We start from the raw sequence: 22174 nt of genomic DNA on the forward strand, positions 1-22174 counted from the left end.
GGGCGAGACCCTAGTGGCGGTCAGACCCGCTAGAGCGCACTGTCCTCCAGCGCGGCGCGTCCCAGCTCCACGCACGGGTCGATCTTGTCCGCGTAGCCGGTCGTGTCCTTGCCGGCCATCGCGCCGGCGGCCGACCGGGCCACGATCCCGGCGACGATCGCGGCGAACTTGAAGTAGGCGAAGCCGACGTACCAGCGCAGGTCGGTGAGGTCGGCGCCGGTGCGCTCCGCGTACCGCTCGGCCAGCTCCAGCCGGCTGGGGAAGCCGGGCAGCGTGGTCACCGGGGAGATCGCCACGCCACGGTCCTCGCCGGCCTGCGGCCAGTAGACGAAGAGCATGCCGAGGTCGGTGAGCGGGTCGCCCAGCGTCGACATCTCCCAGTCCAGGACCGCCCGGACCGCGCCGGGGGTGTCCGGGTCGAGCAGGCAGTTGTCCAGCCGGAAGTCGCCGTGCGTGATGCCCGAGCGCTGCGTGTCGGGCACCGTCGCGGCCAGGCGGGCGGCGAGGGCGTCCATGGCGGGGCGGTCGGCGTCGCGGGTGGCGTCCCACTGGGTCGTCCAGCGGCGGACCTGCCGCTGCAGGAACCCCTCCGGCCGGCCGAAGTCGGCCAGCCCGACCGCGGTCGCGTCGACCGAGTGCAGGTCGGCCAGCACGTCCATCAGCCCGTTCGCGAGCGCCCGGCGTTCCGCCGGCTGCTCGGCGTAGCCCGGCGGAAGCTCCTGGACGACGTGCACCCCGACGACCCGCTCCATCACGTAGAACGGGGCGCCGAGCACGGCGGCGTCGGTGGCCAGGTGCAGCGTGCGGGGCACCGGGACCGGCGTTCCGGCCAGCGCGGAGATCACCCGGTGCTCGCGCACCATGTCGTGCGCCGTGGCCAGCACCGCGCCCGTCGGCGGGCGGCGCAGGATCACCGCGTCGGCGTCCGGGCCGCCCTCCGGGGTGACCACGTAGGTGAGGTTCGACATGCCCGCGGTGATGAGCTCGACCCGCACCGAGCGCCACTTCCGGTCCCCGAGCGCCTCGGCCAGATAGGGCCCGACGACGGCCGGATCGGCACCCACGGTGGTCGTCACCGGCGCAGGGTAGCCTCTGGCGCTTCCGTGCTCGCCGGTTCCCCGAGACGCCGCGGAGCTCCTGATGTGTCGGCCCACGCGCGGCGGGCACAAACGGGGGCCGGACCGCGTTGGGGGGCTCGCCGGAGTGCAGCCCCGGGTCGCCGAGGCGGCGGTCCGGGAGCACGGGCGGTTCCAGCAGTGGGGCTGCCGCAGAACCGACTCCCGGCCGTTCCTGCGGCCGGCACGACCAGCCCGGAGCGCTGCGGCGCCGACGGCAGAGGAGCGGGCAGCGAGCCCGCGACGAGAGAGAAGAGAAGGGGCACCCCATGGCCACCGACTACGACGCCCCGCGACGCAACGAGGTCGACGAGCTCGGCGAGGACTCCCTCGAGGAGCTCAAGGCACGGCGGGCCGAGGCGCAGTCGTCCTCGGTCGACGTCGACGAGACCGACTTCAACGAGAACCTCGAGCTCCCCGGGGCGGACCTGTCGAACGAGGAGCTGACCGTCCGCGTGCTGCCCAAGCAGGAGGACGAGTTCACCTGCTCGCGCTGCTTCCTGGTGCAGCACCGCAGCCGGCTCGCCGCCACCAAGGGCGACCAGCTGTTCTGCCGGGACTGCGCGGCCTGATGAAGGACCCCTCTGCCCCCCACGCCTCGCAAGCTCGGCGCGGGACCCTGCAGAGGGGCCTCCCGTCCCCGCCGGGACGGGGCCGTTCCAGCACGTCACCACGCTCGGCGTGGGGCCCTGCAGAGGGGTCGTTCCAGCACGTCACCACGGGAGGGAATCGATGAGCGAGCAGCCGGGCCACTCCGTTCCGCCGCGGGACGTTCCGCCGCCCCGCCCGGTCGGCGGGGCGGGCGCACCGACCGGTGGGCCCGTCGAGGGCGAGGTGGTGGGGGGCTCCGGGCTAGGCGCCGCCGCCCGTTCGCTGGCCGACGCGGTCTCCGGGCTGCTCGGCCGGGACGCCGGGTCCCCCGGTGCCGGCCGCGGCCGGGGCGCCGCGAGCGTGCTCACCGACCTCGCCGGTGCCCTCGGGCAGGCCGCCCGCTCGGCGCGCCCCGGCACGGGCGGCGGGGCCGGCCGCACCGCTGGGGGAGACCGGCTGGGCGACCTGCTCGCCGCCGCCGCGCCCCGGCTTCCCGTTCGGGACCGTGAGCGGCTCCGCCAGGCGTACCCGGGCGCGACCGACGACGAGATCGCCGAGGCGCTGGCTGCCCGCGCCGCACGGCTGACCGGGGCGATCGGTGCCGCGACCGGTGGGCTGGCCGCCGCCCAGCGCCTGGTCCCCGCCGCCCTGGTCGCCGTCCCCCTCGAGCTGGCGGCACAGACACTGCTGGTCGGGGCGGTCGAGGTCGTCCTCGTCGGGGAGCTGCACGAGCTGGCCGGCCGGCCCGCCTCCGGCGACCCCCGCAGCCGGGCCTCCGCCTACGTGTCCAGCTGGCAGGCCAGGCGCATCGCCGGCGGCGCCCGGACCAGCGGGTTGGCCTCGGTGCTCGGTGCCGCGGGGGCGAGCGCGGTCCGCCGTCAGGCGAACCGCCGGCTCGCCCGCGGCCGGTCCGCGACGGCGCCGCTGGTCCTGGGTGCCTCGCTCGCCGCGCGGGCGTACCGCAGGAGCACGGTCGCGCTCGGTCGGGAGCTGTGGGCCCAGCTGCGCGGCTCCCAGCCGCGGTGACCGGTGTCCGACCGCCTCGCGCCGCGGTCGGGTTCCGCGGCTAGCCTCGCCGCCGTGCCCGAGGTCCCCGACGCCGCCGCACCGGTCGACGTCCCCGTGCTGCTCACGTCGCCGGACGCGGTGCTCCCGGCGTACGCGCTGCCCGGCGACGCCGGCGCGGACCTCTGCCTGGCCGAGGACGTCGAGCTGGCGCCCCACCAGCGGGCGCTCGTCGGCACCGGGGTGGCCGTCGCCATCCCCGAGGGCCACGCCGGCTTCGTCCACCCGCGCTCGGGGCTGGCGCACCGGCTGGGGCTCAGCCTGGTCAACGCCCCGGGGACCATCGACGCGGGGTACCGGGGGGAGATCAAGGTCAACCTGGTCAACCTGGACCCCACTCGCACGATCCACCTGCGGCGCGGTGACCGGGTGGCCCAGCTCGTCGTGCAGCCCGTGGTCCGGGCCCGCTTCGTGCCCGTCGCCGGGCTGCCCGCCAGCGAGCGGGGCAGCGGCGGGCACGGTTCCACCGGGGGCGCGGACGCACTCGCCGCCCCTCCCACCTCGACCCTGGAAGGACGCGCCTGACATGCCGTTCGGACACCGGCGCAACCGGATCGACCGCAGCCTGCGGGAACGCGGGGTGCCCCCGGAGCCGCAGCAGCGGGAGCGCGAGGAGCTGGCCACCGACGGCCCGTGGGACCAGGCCGACGCACCGGCGGACGGCCTGCCCCGCGTGGACCTGGGTGCGCTGCGCGTGCCGGCGCTGAAGGGCACGGAGCTGCGGGTCGACGTCAACCAGCAGCAGCAGGTGGTCGGTGCCACGCTGCGCGCGGGGGAGTCGCTGCTCCAGCTGTCGGTGTTCGCCGCGCCGCGGGCCGGCGGGCTCTGGGACGAGATCCGCGTCGAGCTGGCGAAGAGCGCCAGCGGCCAGGGAGCCTCCCTCACCGAGGTCGAGGGGCCCTTCGGCACCGAGCTCGCCGGCACCGTCCTCGTGCAGCAGCCCGCGCAGCCCGGCCAGCCCCCGGCCAAGCCGGTCCGCCGGCCGGCCCGCTTCCTCGGGGTCGACGGCCCGCGGTGGTTCCTGCGGGGGATGATCAGCGGACCCGCGGCCGCTCCGGGCGAGGACGCCCGACTGCTCGAGGAGGCCTTCCGGGCGGTCGTCGTCGTCCGGGGGAGCGGGCCCATGCCGGTGCGCGACCCGCTGCCCCTGACCCTGCCGCCGCAGGCGGCCGAGCAGCTGGCGCGCCGGCAGGCGGCCGGACCTCGGCCTCCCGGCGGTCCGGCCCGCCCGGCCGGTCCCGGCAGCGCCGGGTGACCGGCGTCGACGCCCCGGCCGTCCACTCCTACGGACCGCACCCCGACCAGTTCCTCGAGCTCTCCCTCCCGGCGGGGAGCGGGCCGGCGCCGGTGGTCGTGGTGCTGCACGGCGGCTTCTGGCGGGCCCGGTACGGCGTCGAGCTGGCCCGCCCGCTGGCCGCGGACCTGGCCGGCCGCGGCTGGGCCGCGGTGGCGGTCGAGTACCGGCGGGTCGGGGACGGCGGCGGCTGGCCGACGACCCTGCAGGACGTGGCCGCCGCCCTCGACGCGCTGCCGGACCTGCCGGGCGGGGAACGGCTGGACCTCACCGACGTGACCGTCGTCGGCCACTCGGCCGGCGGCCACCTCGCCGCCTGGGCCGCCGGCCGGGGCCGGCTGCCGGACGGCGCCCCCGGCGCCGGGCCGCGGGTGCCGGTGGGCGCCGCGGTGCTGCAGGCCGGCGTGCTGGACCTCACCGCCGCGGTGGACGACGACCTGGGCAGCGGTGCCACGGTGGCCTTCCTCGGCGGCGGGCCGGCGGACGTGCCCGGCCGGTACGCCGCGGCCGACCCGGTGCGGCTGCTGCCCACCGGCGCCGCGGTGCTGTGCGTGCACGGGGCCGCCGACACGACCGTGCCGCCGGTGCAGAGCGAGCGCTACGCGGCCGCGGCCCGGGCCGCCGGGGACGACGTCGCGGTCACCGTCGTCCCGGACGACCACATGGCCGTCATCGACCCGGCCGGTGCGGCCTGGCGGCACGTGCTCGATTGGCTGGCCGGCCGTCGGACAGCCCGCGCAGGCCGCACTACGCTGGAGCCGTGACCGAGACCAGGCCCGCAGCCGCTCAACCAGCCACTCGTGGCTGGTTGTCCCGGGCGCTGCAGAAGCTCACCGCGGACGACCAGACGGTCGACGCCCAGGAGCTCCAGTCCGACGTCGCCTCCTCCGGGTGCGCCCCGGTGAGCACCTGCCGCAAGGGCCAGGTGGTCACCGTGACCGGCCGGCTGAGGTCCGTCGTGTACACCCCTCGGGAGACCGTCCCGACCCTGGAGGCCGAGCTGTTCGACGGCTCCGGGTCGGTGACCCTCGTCTGGCTGGGCCGCCGGCGCATCCCCGGCATCGAGCCGGGGCGCCGGCTGACCGCCCGGGGTCGGTTCGCCGCCTTCGACGGGCAGCGGGTCATCTACAACCCCTGGTACGAGCTGAGCGCCGGGTGACCTGCGCGTGACCGAGGCGCCCGCGGGGGAGGGCCGGGACGGGGCGACCAGCCCCACCTTCGACCGGCACCTGGTGCTCGAGCAGCTCGGCGGCTGGCGTGGGATGGTCGACGCCTCGTTGCCCACGGTGGCGTTCATCGTCGCCAACTCCGTCGGCGGTCTGACGGTGGGCATCTGGGCGGCCGCCGGCGCCGCCGTCCTGGTCTTCCTGCTCCGCCTGCTCCGCCGGGAGACCGTGCAGCAGGCCGTCAGCGGCCTGTTCGCCGTCGGCATCGCGGTGGCGATCGCCGCGTACTCCGGCCAGGCCCGCGACTTCTTCGTCCTGGGCATCGTGCGCAACGCCGGCATCGGCGTCGTCCTGCTCGGCTCGCTGCTGGTCCGCTGGCCGCTGGTCGGGGTGGTCGCCGAGTTCCTGGCCCCCAGCCACCTGGGCACGATGGCCTCGCACCGGCTGCCCTCGCTGCGCGGCGGACTGCGCCGGGAGCGGCCGCTGCAGGCCGTCGGCGAGGCCGCCGCCGCGACCCGGCGGACGCCGGACGCCCAGCCCGGACAGCACTGGCGCGACGACCCCCGGATGCTGCGCGCCTACGGCTGGCTCACCGTGCTCTGGGGCGGGGTGTTCCTGCTCCGCGCAGCGGTCCAGGGGTTTCTCTACTGGCGCAACGAGGTCGAGTGGCTGGGCACCACGTCGCTGCTGCTGGGCCTCCCGCTCACCGCCGTCGAGCTGGTGGTGACCCTGTGGGTGGTGTCCCGGCTGCACCGCCACCGCTCGGACGCCGACGTGCCGTCCGACGGTCAGGAGCGCCCGGCGGCCTAGTGGCCCCGCGGCGGTGGCAGCAGGGTGCGCCTGTCAGGCGCCGCCGCCGCCCATCGTCTTCTGCAGCTCCTCCTCGATGTCCCCGTGGGTGACGAACAGCAGCTCGTCGCCGGCCTCGAGCGGCTCGTCGGCGTCGGGGGTGATGACCCGGTCGCCGCGCAGGATCGTGGTCAGCACCGTCTCGCGCGGCAGCGGGACCTCGCTCACCGGCCGGCCCACCCACGGGGTGTCCTCGGCGAGGGTGATCTCCACCAGGTTGGCCGCGCCCTTCCGGAAGCTCATCAGCCGCACCACGTCGCCGACGGTGACCGCCTCCTCGACGAGCGCGGCCAGCACCCGCGGCGTGGAGACGGCGACGTCGACACCCCACGCCTCGGTGTAGAGCCACTCGTTGCGCGGGTCCTTCACCCGGGCCACCACGCGGTTGACCGCGAACTCGGTCTTCGCCAGCAGCGACACGACCAGGTTGGCCTTGTCGTCACCGGTCGCGGCGATGACCACGTCGCAGGTGGCGAGCTGCGCCTCCTCCAGGGAGGACACCTCGCACGCGTCGGCCTGCACCCACTCGGCTCCGGGCACGGCCCGGGGCTTCACCCGGGAACCGTTCTTCTCGATCAGCATGACGCTGTGCCCGTTGGCGAGCAGCTCGCCGGCGATGGACCGGCCGACGGCGCCGGCGCCGACGATGGCGACGCGCATCAGCGGTGCCCTCCCTCGGGGCCCTGCTCCACCGTCTGGTGCACCCGGTCGGTGAGCTCGTCGGTGGCGGCGACCACGAGGTGGTCGCCGGACTGCAGCACGGTGGACGCCGTGGGCAGCAGGGCCTCGCCGAAGCGGACCAGCCAGGCGGCGCGGGCCCCGGACGCGTTCTCCAGCTCGGTCAGCGGCCGGCCGACCCAGCCGTCGGTGACGGTGAGCCGCATGAGCAGGACCTTCCCGGTCGGCTCCCGCCAGACCTCGCTGACCTTGACCGAGAGCAGCTCGCGCATCAGCCGGTTCACCGTCCACGGGACGGTGGCCACGCTCGGGATGCCCATCCGCTCGTAGACCTCGGCGCGTTTGGAGTCGTAGATGCGGGCCACGACGTGCTCGACGCCGAACGTCTCCCGCGCCACCCGGGCGCTGATGATGTTGGAGTTGTCGCCGCTGCTGACCGCGGCGAACGCGCCGGCCGAGTCGATGCCGGCGTCGAGCAGGGTCTGCCGGTCGAAGCCGAGCCCGGTCACCTGGCGACCGCCGAACTCCGGCCCCAGCCGGCGGAAGGCCTCCGGGTCCTGGTCGATGACCGCGACGCTGTGGCCGATCGCCTCGAGCCGCCGGGCGATCGCCGAGCCGACCCGGCCGCAGCCCATCACGACCACGTGCACCTGTTCCACCCCGCCCGGTCGACCCACCGCGCCCGGTCCGATCACTCGGGCGTACAGCGCGCGAACGTACACCTGGATGCGACGCGGAGGCGGTGGGCGGGGCCGTGTCAGCGACCCGGGGGAGTGAGGTCGCCCGCACTCGCGGCAGCGAGGGTCCCGGCGTCCGTACCATCGCCGCGTGCCGTCCCGGTCCGACCTCGGACAACTGCCCAAGCGCCTCGTGCTCGGCCGGCCGGTCCGCAGCGACCGGGCCGGTGAGTCGCTGCTCCCCAAGCGCCTGGCGCTGCCGATCTTCGCCAGCGACCCGCTGTCGTCCGTGGCGTACGCGACGCAGGAGATCCTGCTCATCCTCACGCTGGCCGGGACGGCATTCCTGTTCCTGGCCCCGTGGCTGGCGGCGCTCGTCGTGCTGCTGCTCGTCGTCGTCGTGCTGTCCTACCGGCAGGTGGTGCACGCCTACCCGTCCGGCGGCGGCGACTACGAGGTCGCCATGAAGAACCACGGCCAGTTCGCCGGTCTGGTGGTGGCCAGCGCGCTGCTCACCGACTACGTGCTGACGGTCGCGGTGTCGGTGAGCGCGGGCACCGACAACATCATCTCGGCGTTCCCCTCGCTGGACGAGCACCGCGTGGCCATCGCGGTCACCCTGGTCGCGGTGCTGGTGGCGGCGAACCTGCGGGGGGTGCGGGAGTCCGGCAAGACCTTCGCCGTCCCGACGTACCTGTTCATCAGCGGGATCATGGTGATGGTCGTCACCGGCCTGATCCGGGACTTCTTCACCGACAACCCCGTGGTCGCCGAGAGCGCCGCGTACTCGATCGAGCCCGAGCCCGGGTACACCCAGCTGACCGGGCTGGCGCTGATCTTCTTCGCGCTGCGGGCCTTCGCCTCCGGCTGCACCGCGCTCACCGGGGTGGAGGCGATCGCCAACGGCGTGCCCGCGTTCAAGCCGCCGAAGAGCCGGAACGCGGCCACCACCCTGGCGCTGATGGGCGGCATCGCGGCGACGATGTTCGTCGGCGTGACCGCCCTCGCGCTGCTCGGCGACGTCAAGTACGTGCAGCACCCGTGCGACCTGATCGGCTTCGCCGACTGCGCGACCGAGCCGCAGCGGACCGTCATCGCCCAGGTCGCCGCGGCGACCTTCGGCGGACCGAGCTCGGTCGGCTTCTACTACGTGCAGGCCGTCACCGCGCTGGTGCTGATCCTCGCCGCCAACACCGCGTTCAACGGGTTCCCGCTGCTGGGGTCGGTGCTCGCGCAGGACCGCTTCATGCCGCGCCAGCTGCACACCCGCGGCGACAAGCTGGTCTACAGCAACGGCATCCTGCTGCTCGCCGGGTTCGCCATCGTGCTGCTGGTGGCGTTCGAGGCCGACCCCACGCAGCTGATCCAGATGTACATCGTCGGTGTCTTCACCAGCTTCACCATCGGGCAGTGGGGCATGGTGCGGCACTGGAACCGCGAGCTGGGCGCCGAGACCGTTCCGGCGGCCCGGCGGCGCATGCAGCGCTCCCGGGTGATCAACGCGATCGGCGGCACGCTGACGACCGTCGTGCTGGCCATCGTCGTCGTCACCAAGTTCGTCTCCGGCGCCTGGATCGTCATCTGCGCGATGCCGGTGATCCTGCTGCTGATGAAGTCGATCAACCGGCACTACTCGCACGTCGCCAGCCAGCTGGTCCCCGACAGCGCGGCGCGGATGAAGCCCAGCAGGGTGCACGCGGTCGTGCTGGTGTCCAAGGTGCACAAGCCGACCCTGCGGGCGCTGGCCTTCGCCCGGGCCACCCGGCCGGACGTGCTCACCGCGCTGACGGTGAACGTGGACGACACCGAGACCCGCGCGCTGCAGGCCGACTGGGAGCGCTACGACGTCCCGGTGCCGCTGACCGTGCTGGACTCGCCCTTCCGGGAGGTCACCCGCCCGGTGCTCGACTTCGTCAAGGACATCCGGCGCTCGAGCCCGCGCGAGCTCGTGGTGGTGTTCGTGCCGCACTACGTGGTCGGGCACTGGTGGGAGAACCTGCTGCACAACCAGAGCGCCCTGCGGCTGCGCACCCGGCTGCAGTTCCTCCCCGGCGTGATGATCACCAGCGTGCCCTGGCAGCTGGAGAGCTCCCTCGACCACGGACCCCTCGACGGGGCCGGCGGCTCGGCACCCGGCGACCTGCGCCGCGGGCTGACCGACGAGATGGAGCAGACCCCCTATGGCTGAGCCACAGGGCCCTGAGGGGCGGCCGAAAGGCCTTGGTTGGGTTGGCTCCCGTTTCGTCGTGACCGTCGGGGCGGTGGCGCACGGGGGGCACTGCGTGGCCCGGCACGAGGGGCGGGTCGTCTTCGTGCGGCACACGCTGCCCGGCGAGCGGGTGGTCGTCGAGGTGACCGAGGACCGGCACGCGTCGTTCTGCCGCGCCGACGCGGTCGAGGTGCTCGAGGCGGCCCCCGACCGGGTCGAGCGGCCCTGCCCGTACAGCGGTCCGGGCCGGTGCGGCGGCTGCGACTGGCAGCACGTCGGCCACGAGGGGCAGCTGCGGCTCAAGGCCGACGTCGTCCGGGAGCAGCTGGCCCGGCTGGCCGGCCTGGACGTCGACGTCGTCTGCGAGGCGCTGCCCGGTGGGCCGTTGCGCTGGCGGTCGCGGGCCCGCTTCGCGGTCGACCGCTCGGGGGCGCCGGGGCTGCGCCGGCACCGCTCGCACGACGTCGTCGTCCTCGACGACTGCCCGATCACGGCCGAGCCCGCCGCGCAGGCCGTGCTGTCCCGGTCCTGGCCCGGCGCGGGCGGGGTCGACGTCGCCGTCGACTCGGCGGGCGTCGTGACGACGACCCGGCTGGACCGCCGCGGCCGGCCCACGTCCACCCGGGTGCTGCGGCCGGGGAGCGAGGTGCCCGCAGAGCCCGCCGGCCGCGCGCAGCGCACCGCCGGCGGGCGGGACTGGGAGGTCGAGGGCACCGGCTTCTGGCAGGTCCACCCCGCCGCGGCCGACGCCCTGGTGGCCGCCGTCTCCGGGTACGCCGCCGTCGGGCCGGGGGAGACGGTGCTGGACCTCTACGCCGGCGCCGGGCTGTTCGGTGGCGCACTCGCCCCGGCGGTCGGCGCGGCGGGCAGGGTGGTGTGCGTGGAGTCCGACGCCGCGGCCTGCGCCGCCGCCGACGTGAACCTCGCGGACCTGCCGCAGGCGGAGGTGTGGCAGGGCGACGTCGACGCCCCCGGCCTCACCGAGCTGCTCGGTGACCTGGGCCGGCCGGACGTCGTCGTGCTGGACCCCCCGCGGGCCGGCGCCGGCCCGGACGTCAGCCGGGTGCTGGCCGGGGCCGGGCCGCGCGCGGTGGTGTACGTGGCCTGCGACCCCGCGTCGCTGGCCCGGGACGTCGCGGTGCTCACCGCCGCGGGCTACCGGCTGGACGGGCTGCGCGCCTTCGACTGCTTCCCGATGACCGCCCACGTGGAGTGCGTCGCCCTGCTGGTCCGGGCGTAGCCGCGACCGGGCGGCTCAGGCCCAGGGGGCGCTGGTGTCCCGCGTGCAGACCGGGCAGGCCCGCCCCTCCGCGCCGCCCTCCGGGGGCCAGTCGCCGACCACCAGGGTGACCTTGGCGCCGCACTCCGCCCCCCAGGGGGCCTCCTTGCGGGTGGTGGCCAGCGCCAGCACCGCGTGCCCCTCGCCGACCGGTTGCCCGTCGGCGCCCGCCCGCCGCCCGATGACGTACTCGCTCATGGGGGAGTGCTACCACCGAGCGGGCCGGACAACCATCTCGCGGGGCGCCGGTCAAGATCCGAACATGCGTTCGAGGCGCTCTCCCGCCGGTCGGGACCGGGGGGCCACACTGACGAGGTGGACGCACTGCCGCCGGGCTGGCCGGACGAGGTGGCTCCCCCGGGCGCCCCCGGCTGGGAGCGCACCGCAGTGGCCTGGCTGTACGACCTGGTGCCCCCGGACTACCGGGCGCACGAGGTGCTGCGCCGCTACCCGGTGCTGCTCGCCCGGTTCGCCGCGGACCACGTCGAGGCCGGGCTCGAGGCGGCCCGGGCCGGCTGGCGGACCGTCCGGGTCGAGCTCGCCGACCAGCTGCCCGCCGACGCCATGGAGGCGGCGATCAGCGCCTACGAGCGGGAGGGCGCCCGGCTCGGCCGCGCGGCCCGCGGCGTGGAGGTGGTGGCCGCGGCGCTGCGCGGCGAGCGCTGGGTGCCGAGGCTGTGAGAGCCGGTCCGCTCACCCCGGGGAGTGTCGCCGTGCGCGGTTTACAGTGGGATGCCACCCGGCGGCGCCCGCACCACCGACCGCGCCGCCGACGTCGAGAGGACCCTGCCCCGTCGTGTCGCTGCTCCGTTCGCTGACCGGGCCCGCCGACCTGCGGGCACTGCAGCCCGACCAGCTCCCCGTCCTCGCCGCCGAGATCCGCGACGCGCTGGTCACCAGCGTCGCCCGGACCGGCGGCCACCTGGGCCCCAACCTCGGCGCGGTCGAGCTGACCATCGCCGTCCACCGGGTCTTCGACTCCCCGCGCGAGCCGGTCGTCTTCGACACCGGCCACCAGGCCTACGTGCACAAGCTGCTCACCGGCCGCCTCGACGGCTTCGCCCAGCTGCGCCAGCGCGGCGGGCTGTCCGGCTATCCCAGCCGGGCGGAGAGCGAGCACGACTGGGTGGAGAACAGCCACGCCTCGACGTCGCTGTCCTACGCCGACGGGCTGGCCAAGGCCCTCGCCGTCCGCGGCGAGTCCCGGCCGGTCGTCGCCGTCATCGGCGACGGCGCGCTCACCGGCGGCATGGCCTGGGAGGCGCTGAACAACATCGCCGCCGCCCACGACCGTCCGGTGGTCATCGTCGTCAACGACAACGGCCGGTCCTACTCGCCGACGATCGGTGGCGTGGCCGACGCGCTGGCCAGCCTGCGGCTGCGGCCGGGTTACGAGGAGGCGCTGGCCGCCGTCCGGCAGGCCCTGCACCGGGCGCCCGTCGTCGGCACGAAGCTGTACGACGCGCTGCACGCGATCAAGAAGGGCCTCAAGGACGTCCTGTCCCCGCAGGGCATGTTCGAGGACCTCGGCCTGAAGTACGTCGGCCCGGTCGACGGCCACGACATCGAGATGATGGAGTCCGCGCTGCGCCGGGCCCGCGACTTCGGCGGCCCGGTCATCGTGCACGCGGTCACCACCAAGGGCTTCGGCTACCCGCCGGCGGAGACCGACACCATCGACGCCTGGCACTCCACCGGGGTCTTCGAGCCCGACAGCGGGCTGTCCGCGGCGGCCAAGGGCCCGGAGTGGACCGACGTCTTCGCCGACGAGCTGGTGCGGATCGGCACCGAGCGCTCCGACGTCGTCGCCATCACCGCGGCGATGCTGCACCCGACCGGGCTGGCGCCGTTCGCCGAGCGGTTCCCCGAGCGCACCTTCGACGTCGGGATCGCCGAGCAGCACGCCCTCACCTCGGCCGCGGGGCTGGCGATGGGCGGCATGCACCCGGTGGTCGCGGTCTACTCGACCTTCCTCAACCGGGCCTTCGACCAGGTGCTGATGGACGTCGCCCTGCACCGCCAGCCGGTCACCATCGTGCTGGACCGGGCCGGGGTCACCGGCTCGGACGGCGCCTCGCACAACGGCATGTGGGACATGTCGATCTGCGGTGTGGTCCCCGGGCTCCGGCTGGCCGCGCCGCGCGACGAGGGGACCCTGCGCGAGGCGCTGCGCGAGTCGGTGGAGGTGACCGACGGGCCGACCGTCGTCCGCTTCCCGAAGGGCGCCCTGCCGCCGGAGGCGCCCGCGGTGGAGCGCCGCGGCCCGGTCGACGTGCTGCGCCGGGCGCAGGCACAGGAGGTGCTCCTCGTCGCCGTCGGGGCGCTCGTGCCGATGTGCCTGGCCGCCGCCGAGCGCGCGGCCGACCACGGCATCGAGGTCACCGTCGTCGACCCGCGCTGGGTGCTCCCGGTCAGCGCGGAGCTGGTCGGGCTGGCCCGCGAGCACAAGCTGGTCGTCACCGTCGAGGACAGCGGCCGGGCCGGCGGCGTGGGGACGACGCTCACCCAGGCGCTGCAGGACGCCGACTGCGACGTCCCGGTGCGCAGCCTCGGCCTGCCCCAGCGGTTCTTCGAGCACGGCAGCCGCGGGCAGGTGCTGGCCGATGCCGGCCTCACCGAGCAGGACGTCGCCCGGCGGATCGTCGAGTGGGCCGCCCGGGTCGCCGAGCGCGGCACCACCGGCCCGAACGTCGCCGCCGCGGTCCAGGACATCGAGGGCCGCCAGCCGTGACCGACCGGGTCATCGCCGAGATCCAGGTGGCCCCCTCGCCGCCGGGCACGGACGAGGACCGGCACGCGCACGTGGAGGCCGCGATCGCGGTCATCCAGGCGTCCGGGCTCCGCGCCGAGGTGGGTGCCCTGGGCACCACGCTCGAGGGGGACGCCGACACCGTGTGGGCGACGCTGCGGGCGGCGCACGAGGCGATGCTCGCCGACGGCGCGACCAGCGGGATCTCCCACGTCAAGATCGCCAGCGTGGACCGCACGATGGACAGCCTCACCCGCAAGTTCCGCTGAGAGCGCCCTCACCGTGTGGTCGCCGTCCTCACGCCGCAGGGTGAGGACGGCGACCGTGTGGTGAGGCCGCCGGCCCGCGTCAGGCCGGGAGCGACGCCACCCCGCGGGGCAGGAACCGCTGCCCGGTGACCGCCGCCGAGACCCCGGCCCGGTCGAGGTGGGCGGAGATCCCGCCCAGCCAGAACGGCCAGCCGGCGCCCAGCAGCATGCATAGGTCGATGTCCTGGACCGCCTGCACGACGCCCTCGTCGAGCATCAGCCGGATCTCCTGGGCCAGTGCCCGCTCGGCCCGGTCCCGCAGCTCCTCGGCGGTCAGCGGGGAGTCGCCCGCGTCGATGCCGGCCAGGTCGGGGTCCACGACGCCGGGCTCGGAGAACACCGACGTCTTGCCGAGCTCGACCATGCGGCGCAGCCCCTCGCCGACGGCGAACCGGTCGGGGAACGCCTCGTGCATCCGCTCGGCCACGTGCAGCGCGACCGGCGGGCCGACCAGCGACAGCAGCTCGAACGGCGTCATCGGCAGCCCCAGCGGCTCGAGCGCCCGCTCGGCCACGGCCACCGGGGTGCCGGCGTCCACGGCCGCGGTGACCTCGCCGAGGAACCGGGTGAGCAGCCGGTTCACCACGAACGCCGGGGCGTCGGCGACCAGCACGCAGGACTTCCCCAGCGCCTTGCCGACGGCGAACGCGGTGGCCAGGGTGGCGTCGTCGGTCCGCTCGGCGCGCACCACCTCCAGCAGCGGCAGGACGGCGACCGGGTTGAAGAAGTGCAGGCCGACGACCCGCTCCGGGTGCTGCAGCTCGGCGGCCATCTCGGTCACCGACAGCGCGGACGTGTTCGTGGCCAGCACGCACTCCGCGGAGACGACCGCCTCGACCTCGGCGAAGACCTGCTGCTTGACCTTGAGCTCCTCGAACACCGCCTCGATCACCAGGTCGGCGTCGGCGAACGCGGCCTTGTCCAGCGACCCGGTCACCAGCCGCTTGAGCCGGTTGAGCCGGTCGGGGGAGAGCCGGCTCCGCCCGGCCAGCTTCTCCAGCTCGCCGTGCACGTAGCCGACGCCCTTGTCCACGCGGGACTGGTCGACGTCGGTGAGGACGACGGGCACCTCCAGCCGCCGGACGAACAGCAGCGCGAGCTGGGAGGCCATCAGCCCCGCGCCCACCACGCCGACCTTGGTCACCTGGCGCGCCAGCATCCGGTCCGGCGCACCGGCCGGCCGCTTGGCCCGCCTGTTGAGCAGGTCGAAGGAGTACAGGCCGGCCCGCAGCTCGTCGCTCATCAGCAGGTCGGTGAGCGCGTCGTCCTCGGCCGCCGTCCCGGCCGCGAACGCGTCGTCCTCGACCCCGGCCCGGGCCAGGTCCAGCAGCTCCACGGCGCGCAGCGCGCCGGGGGAGGCGTTGCGGGTGCGGGCCGCGACGATGCCGCGGGCCCGGGCGAGCGCGTCGTCCCAGGCCGACCGGTCGACCGCGGGACGGCGCACCACGACGTCCCCGTTGAGCACCCCGGCCGCCCACTCCAGTGACCGCTCCAGGAAGTCGGCCGGCTCGAACACCGCGTCGGCGATGCCCAGCTCAGCCGCCTTCGGGCCCGGTGTCATCTTGTTCTGCGCCAGCGCGTTCTCCACGACCACCGAGACCGCGCCGTCGATGCCGATGAGATCCGGCAGCAGCTGCGTGCCGCCCCAGCCGGGCACCAGCCCGAGGAACACCTCGGGGAAGGCCACGAACGCCCCGCCGCTGATCGTGCGGTAGGAGCAGTGCAGCGCCAGCTCGAGACCGCCACCGAGCGCCGCGCCGTTGACGAACGCGAAGGTCGGGACGGCGGCGTCCTTCAGCCGGCCGAACACCCGGTGCCCGGCCTCGGCGACCTCCCGGGCCTGCTCGGCCGAGGTGATCGCCGGAACACCGGAGAGGTCGGCGCCGACGGCGAAGACGAACGGCTTGCCGGTCACCGCGATGGCCACCGGGGCCGGGGTGCGCGCGGCGATCTCGTCCAGCGCGCCGTCCAGCGAGGCCAGACCGCCGGGGCCGAAGGTGGAGGGCCGGGTGTGGTCGTGGCCGTTGTCGATGGTGATCAGGGCGATCTCCCCGGCCAGCCCGGGCACCCGGACGAACCGGACGCAGGCGTGCGTCACGACCTCGTCGGCGAACAGCGCGTCGCTCACTTCTCCACACCCTCCCAGTTCGGGTTCTCCCAGATCACGGTGCCGCCCATGCCGATGCCGACGCACATGGCGGTGAGGCCGTAGCGGACGTCGGGCCGCTCGGCGAACTGGCGGGACAGCTGGGTCATCAGCCGCACCCCGGAGGAGGCCAGCGGGTGGCCGACGGCGATGGCACCGCCCCAGGGGTTGACCCGCTCGTCGTCGTCGGCGATGCCGAAGTGGTCCAGGAACGCCAGCACCTGGACGGCGAAGGCCTCGTTCAGCTCGAACAGGCCCATGTCGGAGACGGACAGCCCGGTGCGGGCCAGCGCCTTCTCGGTCGAGGGGATCGGGCCGACGCCCATGACCTCCGGCTCGACGCCGGCGAAGGCGTAGCCGACCAGCCGCATGCCGATGGACAGCCCAAGCTCACCGGCGACGTCCTCGGCGGCCAGCAGGCAGCCGGTGGCGCCGTCGTTCAGGCCGGCGGCATTGCCCGCGGTGACGGAGCCGTGCGGGCGGAACGGCGTCCTCAGCGAGGCCAGCCCGTCGAGGGTGGTGTCCGGGCGGGGCGGCTCGTCGACCGTGGCCAGGCCCCAGCCCTGCTCGGTGGAACGGGTGGCGACCGGGACGAGCTCCGGGCCGATGTGGCCGGCTGCCACGGCCTCGGCGTACTTCTGCTGGCTGGCCAGGGCGAAGGCGTCGGCCCGCTCCTTGGTCAGGTGCGGGAAGCGGTCGTGCAGGTTCTCCGCCGTGGCGCCCATGACCAGCGCCGAGGAGTCGACGATCTTCTCGCTGACGAACCGCGGGTTCGGGTCGACGCCCTCGCCCATCGGGTGGTGACCCATGTGCTCGACGCCGCCGGCGATCGCGACGTCGTAGGCGCCGAAGGCGATGCCCGACGCCGTGGTGGTCACCGCGGTCATCGCGCCGGCGCACATCCGGTCGATGGCGTAGCCGGGGACGGTCTCGGGCAGCCCGGCGAGCAGCGCGGCGGTGCGCCCGATGGTCAGACCCTGGTCGCCGATCTGGGTGGTCGCCGCGATCGCCACCTCGTCGACCCGGTCGGCCGGCAGGGACGGGTTGCGGCGCATCAGCTCGCGGATGCAGCGCACGACCAGGTCGTCGGCGCGCGTCTCGGCGTAGATGCCCTTCGGGCCGGCCTTGCCGAAGGGGGTGCGCACGCCGTCGACGAAGACGACCTCGCGCAGCGAGCGGGACATGGGACCTCCGCGGTGGGTTGCGTGCCGGCCCTGGGGGAAGAGTCGGCCCGATCAAGTTACCTGTCGGTAACCGCCAGACCAAAGCACCTCCTCGACACGGGTGAGATCGGTCCCCGGCCCCTACGCTCACCCCCACGCGGAGGGCGGGGGTGCCATGGGCAGCGGGCGGACGACGGCGCGACGGCTGGTGCCGGGGGCCACCGGATGACCCGGTACGCGCTCCTGCTGCGGGGGATCAACCTCGGGAAGGCCCACCGGGTCGGGATGGCCGACCTGCGGGAGCTGCTCCGTGCCGAGGGGCACGGCGACGTCGCCACCGTGCTGCAGAGCGGGAACGTGGTCCTCCACTCCGACCTGCCGCCCGGCGAGCTGGCGGGCTCGGTGGAGCAGGCGCTGGAGCGGCGGTTCGGGTTCCCGGTGCCGACCGTCGTCCGGACCGCCGACGAGCTCCTCGCGGTCGTCGCGACGGACCCGCTCGGTGCGGTCGCCACGGACCCGACCCGCTACGTCGTCAGCTTCTTCCCCGAGGAGCTGCCCGCCGAGGTGGCCGAGTTCCTGCGCGGCGTGGACCCGGGCGACGACGCCTTCGCGGTCGACGGTCGCGAGCTCTACATGTGGTGCCCGCACGGCCAGCTGGAGAGCCCGCTCGCCGCGGCGCTGGGCAAGCGCCGCGGCGGCCCGGTCGGCACGGCACGCAACTGGGCCACCGTCGGCAAGCTCGCGGCTCTGCTCCAGCGCTGAACCCGTCGACGGTGCGGCTCGCGCAGCGCTACCGTCGGTCCGTGCGGAAGCACCTGACCTCCTTTGCGTGCCCCCGGCTGCCGAGCAGCCGTGCGGGCGCCGAGGTCTGCCGGTAGCCCGTCGCGGAGTCGTCGGCCGGGGGTGAAGCCCTCCTCCCCGCCGACCACCCGAGAGGGACTCCCGTGACCACCCTGCTCTCCACCGCCGACCTCCAGGCCGCGCTCGAGCTGCGCGACCTGTCCGACCCCGCGTCCGGTCCGCACGCGATGCAGTCGCTGCTCGACGACGTGCTCGCCGCCCTGACCGGTGCCTGGCACTGCACCCTGGACCTGCAGCGGCGCCGGCCGCTGGTCAGCGTCGAGGACAACTACGACCGCCTCGGCTACGCGGCTGCCGACGTCACCCGGGACGCCCGCTACAGCCGCTACGTCGCCGAGACGGTGATGCTGCGCAGCCACACGAGCGCCGGCGTCCCGCCCGCCCTGCGTGCGCTCGCCGCCGCGCCGGCCGCCGACGCCGACGTCCTGGTGGCGCTGCCCGGGCTGTGCCACCGCCGGGACACCATCGACCGGCTGCACGTCGGGACCCCGCACCAGCTCGACCTCTGGCGCATCACCACCACGGGCTCCGCCGGACGGCGGTGGGACACCGGCGACCTCCGGCAGATGGTCGAGCTGGTCGTGGGCGCCGTCCTGCCCGGAGCACGCTGGCGGGCATCGGCCGCGCGGCACCCCTACACCACGCACGGTCTGCAGGTCGACGTGGACACCGGCGACGGCTGGATGGAGCTGGCCGAGTGCGGACTCGCCGCTCCGCACGTGCTCGCCGGTGCCGGGCTGGGCCCCGACCGGTGGAGCGGCCTCGCCCTCGGCATGGGCCTGGACCGGGCGCTCATGCTGCGGAAGGGCATCGACGACATCCGCGTGCTCCGCTCTCCCGAGCCGCGGATCGCCGCGCAGCTGCTCGACCTGGCCCCGTGGCGACCGGTGTCATCGCAGCCGCCGGTGCGTCGCGACCTGTCCGTCGTCGTCGACGCCCCGGTCGACGCCGAGCTGCTCGGCGATGCCGTGCGGGCCGCGCTCGGCCCGGCCGCCGAGGACCTCGAGTCGGTGACCGTCGTGGCCGCCACCGGCTCCGACGACCTCCCGGCGGCCGCCCGACGCCGCCTGGGCCTGCGCCGGGACCAGGTCAACGTGCTGCTGCGGGTGGTGCTCCGCCCGCTGTCCGGCACCCTGACCGACCAGCGGGCCAACGAGCTGCGCGACCGGGTGTACGCCGCCGTGCACCGCGGACCGCACGCCGAGTGGGCCGCCCGCGGACGGGCCCCTACCCCGCCGCGATCGCCTCGGTGAGCAGGTCGCAGGTCAGCTCGACCTGCCACGGCCGGGCACCGCCGGCCCGCAGCACCTCGGCGACGGCCTCCGGCGTGGCCGGCGACGGCGGGGTCCACATCAACCGGCGCACCAGGTCGGGGGAGAGGACGTTCTCCACCGGCACCGACCACCGCGTGGACAGCTCGGCGAGGGAGGCGCGGGCGGCCTTGAGCCGGGCGGCGGCAGCCGGGTCGCGGTCGGCCCAGCGGTTGACCGGAGGCGGGCCGTCGCCGGGGCGGCTGTGCAGCGGGAGCTCCGTCTCCGGCAGCGCCCGGCCGCGGGCCAGCGCGCCGAACCAGGTGCTCACCAGCTTGCGGTTGGCCCGGCCGCGGAACACCGGCAGCTCGAGCAGCGCGTTCTCGGTCGTCGGATCGGCCTGCACCGCCGAGACCATGGCGGCGTCGGGGAGCACCCGGCCGGGGGCGACGTCGCGGCGACGGGCGAGCTCGTCGCGGGTTTGCCACAGGGAACGCAGCATGCCCAGCTGCCGCCGGCTGCGCAGGCCGTGCATGCCCGACGTCCGCCGCCACGGGTCGGCCTTCGGCGCGGGCGGGCCGGCGGCCAGGATGGCCTCGAACTCCTGCCGGGCCCACTCGGTCTTGCCCTGCTCGGCCAGGATCTGGGCCAGCGCGTCCCGCAGGTCGACCAGCACCTCGACGTCCAGCGCGGCGTAGACCAGCCAGTCCTCCGGCAGCGGACGGGTGCTCCAGTCCGCGGCGGAGTGCCCCTTCTCCAACGAGTACCCGAGCAGCGACTCGACCACGGCGCCCAGGCCCACCCGGGGCAGCCCGGCCAGCCGGGCCGCAAGCTCGGTGTCGAACAGCCGGGCCGGCACCAGGCCGATCTCGGCGAGCGAGGGAAGGTCCTGGTTGGCCGCGTGCAGCACCCACTCGGTGTCGGCGATCGCCGCCTGCACCACCGACAGGTCGGGCAGCGGGACCGGGTCGACGAGCCCGGTGCCGGCGCCCTCCCGGCGCAGCTGCACGAGGTAGGCCCGCTGGCCGTAGCGGTACCCGGAGGCGCGCTCGGCGTCCACCGCGACCGGGCCGGAGCCGGCGGCGAGGGCGTCGGCGTACTTCACCAGCGCGGTGGAGGTGTCGATGACCGGGGGCAGCCCGTCGCGGGGGGCGGTCAGGGGGACGGCGGCCGGGGCGGCGTCGTCCGTCCCCTCGACGTCCGTCCCCTCGGCGTCCGTCCCCTCGACGTCCGTCCCCTCGGTGTCCGTTCCCTCGACGTCCCGGGACTGCGGGTCGGCGCTCAGTGGATGACCCCCGAGCGGATGCCGAGCGCCACCATGTGCGCCCGGTCGCCCGTGCCCAGCTTGCGCGCGATGCGTGCCAGGTGGCTCTTCACGGTCAGTGCGGACAGGTCCACCTTCTCGCCGATCTCCTCGTTCGTGTGCCCGTTGGCGACCAGGCGGAGGATGTCGCGCTCCCGGGGCGACAACTCGCCGACCGCCTCCTCCGCCCCGTCCCGCGTGAGGCCCTGGGCCAGGCTGCTGGCGACCCCCGGGTCGGCGTAGACCTCGCCGGACAGTGCCGCCCGCAGGCCCTCGGTGAGCGTGCGGAGCGGGCTGGTCTTCAGCACGTACGCCTGGACGCCGGCCAGGAAGGCCGCGCGGACGACGGCCGGGTCGGTCACCGAGGTGAGGACGACGGTCACCGGCCAGCCCTCGGCGCGCAGGGTGGGCAGCAGCTCCAGCCCGCGGCCGGGGTCGGCGTCGGTGTCGGTGTCCCGGCCCGCCTGCTCTGATCCGGGCAGGTCGACCTCGAGCACGCACAGCGCCCGCGGCCCGGAGACCTGCGCGCGGACCCGCGCCTCCTCGAGCGAAGCGGCCTCCTCGACCTCGCGGGCACCGAACGCGCGCAGCCGGCCGGCGAGCGCCTCGCGCAGCAGGGGGGAGGGGTCGACGAGCAGAGCACCGGCGACACGGTCGAACGGCAGGCCGTCGGACCACGGAGCCCCGTACGGCATCGACCCTCCCGTCGTCCGGCGTGTCAGCGCGATCGGCCGAGTCGCCGTTACGCCGAGTGGAGTACGCGGAGGAGTCTAGGCGTCGGGTCGGACGTCCTGCTCCGCGCCGAGCAGGTGCACGCCCGGCGGCGGCAGCCCGGCCGCGTTGCCCAGGACCTCCAGCCAGGCGGCCAGGTGGCGGTCCAGGTCGGTGCCCTCCGCCGTCCACGAGGCCCGGATCTCCACGTCCACCGAGTGCTCGGGCGCGGCGATCGAGCCGAAGCGGGTGGAGGCGGTGCGGGTCACCGTGCCGCCGATGGCGTGGTGGGCGGCGCCGCACTCGGCCAGCGCGTCGACCAGCCAGCTCCAGGCGACCTCGGAGAACATCGCGTCGTCGACCATCTGCTCGTCGGTGCTGGCCGAGACGTAGCCGACGCAGCGGGTGGTCCCCTGCCAGGCCTCGTGCCCCTCCGGGTCGAACAGCACGATGAACCGGCCGCTGGCCAGCTCCTCGTCCTCCTCGCCGGGGACGCCGACGTGCGCGCCGACGGCGTGCGCCCACGGTGCGAGCCGCTGCGGGGCGGGGATGTACTCGAGCACGACCTCCGGGCGGGGGCGCACCGTCGCCAGGGCGTCGAGCGCGGCCTGGAAGTCCGCCGGCCGCGGTGCCGCGGCGGCCGGGGCGTCCGCCGGTGGACGCGTGCGCTGAGGTGCCACCTCCGCAGGGTAGGGCGGCGGTGACCCCGGGGAGCGTCCCGACGCGCCACTCCTGCCCGGCGGTGGCCACCTGGACGGCG

General features: G+C 75.4%; 23 protein-coding genes. 14 read left to right on the top strand and 9 right to left on the bottom strand.

The window, feature by feature from the left end:
* Positions 1-29: 29 nt before the first annotated feature.
* Positions 30-1076, bottom strand: a complete 1047-nt coding sequence (locus HL189_RS13290) for a phosphotransferase family protein (protein WP_369134185.1) — start codon at positions 1074-1076, stop codon at positions 30-32.
* 308 nt (positions 1077-1384) lie between these two features.
* Between HL189_RS13290 and HL189_RS13295 the strand changes: the two genes are divergently transcribed.
* From HL189_RS13295 to HL189_RS13325, 7 genes are all read left to right on the top strand, one after another.
* On the top strand, positions 1385-1687 hold the full coding sequence (locus tag HL189_RS13295) for a DUF4193 domain-containing protein (protein ID WP_222266181.1): 303 nt from the start codon (positions 1385-1387) through the stop codon (positions 1685-1687).
* 160 nt (positions 1688-1847) lie between these two features.
* Positions 1848-2732 carry a hypothetical protein gene (locus HL189_RS13300; RefSeq protein ID WP_369134186.1) on the top strand — a complete coding sequence of 295 codons (885 nt, stop codon included), beginning with the start codon at positions 1848-1850 and terminating at the stop codon, positions 2730-2732.
* A gap of 54 nt (positions 2733-2786) precedes the next feature.
* Positions 2787-3296, top strand: a complete 510-nt coding sequence (dut, locus tag HL189_RS13305; RefSeq protein WP_369134187.1) for a dUTP diphosphatase — start codon at positions 2787-2789, stop codon at positions 3294-3296.
* Position 3297: 1 nt separating this feature from the next.
* The gene (locus HL189_RS13310) at positions 3298-4026 is read left to right on the top strand and encodes a DUF3710 domain-containing protein (protein WP_369134188.1); all 729 of its coding nucleotides are present in this window, start codon (positions 3298-3300) and stop codon (positions 4024-4026) included.
* Positions 4023-4829, top strand: coding sequence for an alpha/beta hydrolase family protein (locus HL189_RS13315; protein WP_369134189.1), 807 nt, complete (start codon positions 4023-4025; stop codon positions 4827-4829). Before HL189_RS13310 ends, HL189_RS13315 begins: the two co-directional genes overlap by 4 nt.
* Positions 4826-5224, top strand: a complete 399-nt coding sequence (locus HL189_RS13320) for an OB-fold nucleic acid binding domain-containing protein (protein WP_369134190.1) — start codon at positions 4826-4828, stop codon at positions 5222-5224. Before HL189_RS13315 ends, HL189_RS13320 begins: the two co-directional genes overlap by 4 nt.
* A gap of 7 nt (positions 5225-5231) precedes the next feature.
* Entirely contained in the window at positions 5232-6041 is an 810-nt protein-coding gene (locus HL189_RS13325; protein ID WP_369134191.1) for a DUF3159 domain-containing protein, read from the top strand.
* Positions 6042-6074: 33 nt separating this feature from the next.
* Here HL189_RS13325 and HL189_RS13330 read toward each other — a convergent pair whose 3' ends face one another.
* Complete coding sequence (locus HL189_RS13330; protein ID WP_369134192.1) at positions 6075-6740, bottom strand: TrkA family potassium uptake protein; 666 nt, start codon at positions 6738-6740, stop codon at positions 6075-6077.
* Positions 6740-7480, bottom strand: a complete 741-nt coding sequence (locus tag HL189_RS13335; RefSeq protein WP_369134193.1) for a TrkA family potassium uptake protein — start codon at positions 7478-7480, stop codon at positions 6740-6742. The genes HL189_RS13330 and HL189_RS13335 overlap by 1 nt, the downstream gene beginning before the upstream one ends.
* 106 nt (positions 7481-7586) lie before the next feature.
* Here HL189_RS13335 and HL189_RS13340 point away from each other — a divergent pair, with 106 nt between their 5' ends.
* A complete protein-coding gene (locus HL189_RS13340) occupies positions 7587-9623 on the top strand; it encodes an APC family permease (protein ID WP_369134194.1) in 2037 nt (678 codons plus the stop codon).
* The gene (locus HL189_RS13345) at positions 9616-10884 is read left to right on the top strand and encodes a class I SAM-dependent RNA methyltransferase (RefSeq protein WP_369134195.1); all 1269 of its coding nucleotides are present in this window, start codon (positions 9616-9618) and stop codon (positions 10882-10884) included. Before HL189_RS13340 ends, HL189_RS13345 begins: the two co-directional genes overlap by 8 nt.
* 15 nt (positions 10885-10899) lie before the next feature.
* Here HL189_RS13345 and HL189_RS13350 read toward each other — a convergent pair whose 3' ends face one another.
* Positions 10900-11121 carry a hypothetical protein gene (locus tag HL189_RS13350; protein WP_369134196.1) on the bottom strand — a complete coding sequence of 74 codons (222 nt, stop codon included), beginning with the start codon at positions 11119-11121 and terminating at the stop codon, positions 10900-10902.
* Positions 11122-11238: 117 nt separating this feature from the next.
* Here HL189_RS13350 and HL189_RS13355 point away from each other — a divergent pair, with 117 nt between their 5' ends.
* The 3 genes from HL189_RS13355 to HL189_RS13365 all read left to right on the top strand — a co-directional run bounded on the left by HL189_RS13355 (position 11239) and on the right by HL189_RS13365 (position 13941).
* Positions 11239-11604, top strand: a complete 366-nt coding sequence (locus tag HL189_RS13355) for a hypothetical protein (protein WP_369134197.1) — start codon at positions 11239-11241, stop codon at positions 11602-11604.
* Between the two features lie 115 nt (positions 11605-11719).
* Entirely contained in the window at positions 11720-13654 is a 1935-nt protein-coding gene (gene dxs, locus HL189_RS13360; protein WP_369134198.1) for a 1-deoxy-D-xylulose-5-phosphate synthase, read from the top strand.
* Positions 13651-13941, top strand: a complete 291-nt coding sequence (locus HL189_RS13365) for an MTH1187 family thiamine-binding protein (protein WP_369134199.1) — start codon at positions 13651-13653, stop codon at positions 13939-13941. Before dxs ends, HL189_RS13365 begins: the two co-directional genes overlap by 4 nt.
* 79 nt (positions 13942-14020) lie before the next feature.
* Here HL189_RS13365 and HL189_RS13370 read toward each other — a convergent pair whose 3' ends face one another.
* Both HL189_RS13370 and HL189_RS13375 read right to left on the bottom strand, forming a co-directional pair.
* Entirely contained in the window at positions 14021-16108 is a 2088-nt protein-coding gene (locus tag HL189_RS13370; RefSeq protein WP_369134200.1) for a 3-hydroxyacyl-CoA dehydrogenase NAD-binding domain-containing protein, read from the bottom strand.
* Positions 16105-17310 carry an acetyl-CoA C-acyltransferase gene (locus HL189_RS13375; RefSeq protein WP_369134201.1) on the bottom strand — a complete coding sequence of 402 codons (1206 nt, stop codon included), beginning with the start codon at positions 17308-17310 and terminating at the stop codon, positions 16105-16107. The genes HL189_RS13370 and HL189_RS13375 overlap by 4 nt, the downstream gene beginning before the upstream one ends.
* A 204-nt stretch (positions 17311-17514) precedes the next feature.
* On the opposite strand from HL189_RS13375, the gene HL189_RS13380 reads away from it, so the two are divergent.
* Complete coding sequence (locus HL189_RS13380) at positions 17515-18051, top strand: DUF1697 domain-containing protein (protein ID WP_369134202.1); 537 nt, start codon at positions 17515-17517, stop codon at positions 18049-18051.
* Positions 18052-18233: 182 nt separating this feature from the next.
* Positions 18234-19403, top strand: a complete 1170-nt coding sequence (locus HL189_RS13385; protein ID WP_369134203.1) for a hypothetical protein — start codon at positions 18234-18236, stop codon at positions 19401-19403.
* Here HL189_RS13385 and HL189_RS13390 read toward each other — a convergent pair.
* From HL189_RS13390 to HL189_RS13400, 3 genes are all read right to left on the bottom strand, one after another.
* Complete coding sequence (locus HL189_RS13390) at positions 19378-20685, bottom strand: HRDC domain-containing protein (protein ID WP_369134364.1); 1308 nt, start codon at positions 20683-20685, stop codon at positions 19378-19380. The two genes, HL189_RS13385 and HL189_RS13390, sit on opposite strands and share 26 nt — an antisense overlap.
* Complete coding sequence (locus HL189_RS13395; RefSeq protein WP_369134204.1) at positions 20682-21398, bottom strand: LuxR C-terminal-related transcriptional regulator; 717 nt, start codon at positions 21396-21398, stop codon at positions 20682-20684. Before HL189_RS13395 ends, HL189_RS13390 begins: the two co-directional genes overlap by 4 nt.
* Before the next feature lie 75 nt (positions 21399-21473).
* The gene (locus tag HL189_RS13400; protein ID WP_369134205.1) at positions 21474-22094 is read right to left on the bottom strand and encodes a DUF3000 domain-containing protein; all 621 of its coding nucleotides are present in this window, start codon (positions 22092-22094) and stop codon (positions 21474-21476) included.
* Positions 22095-22174: the final 80 nt, after the last annotated feature.

It is taken from the genome of Modestobacter sp. I12A-02662, assembly GCF_041028325.1.
Taxonomy (GTDB): Bacteria; Actinomycetota; Actinomycetes; order Mycobacteriales; family Geodermatophilaceae; genus Modestobacter.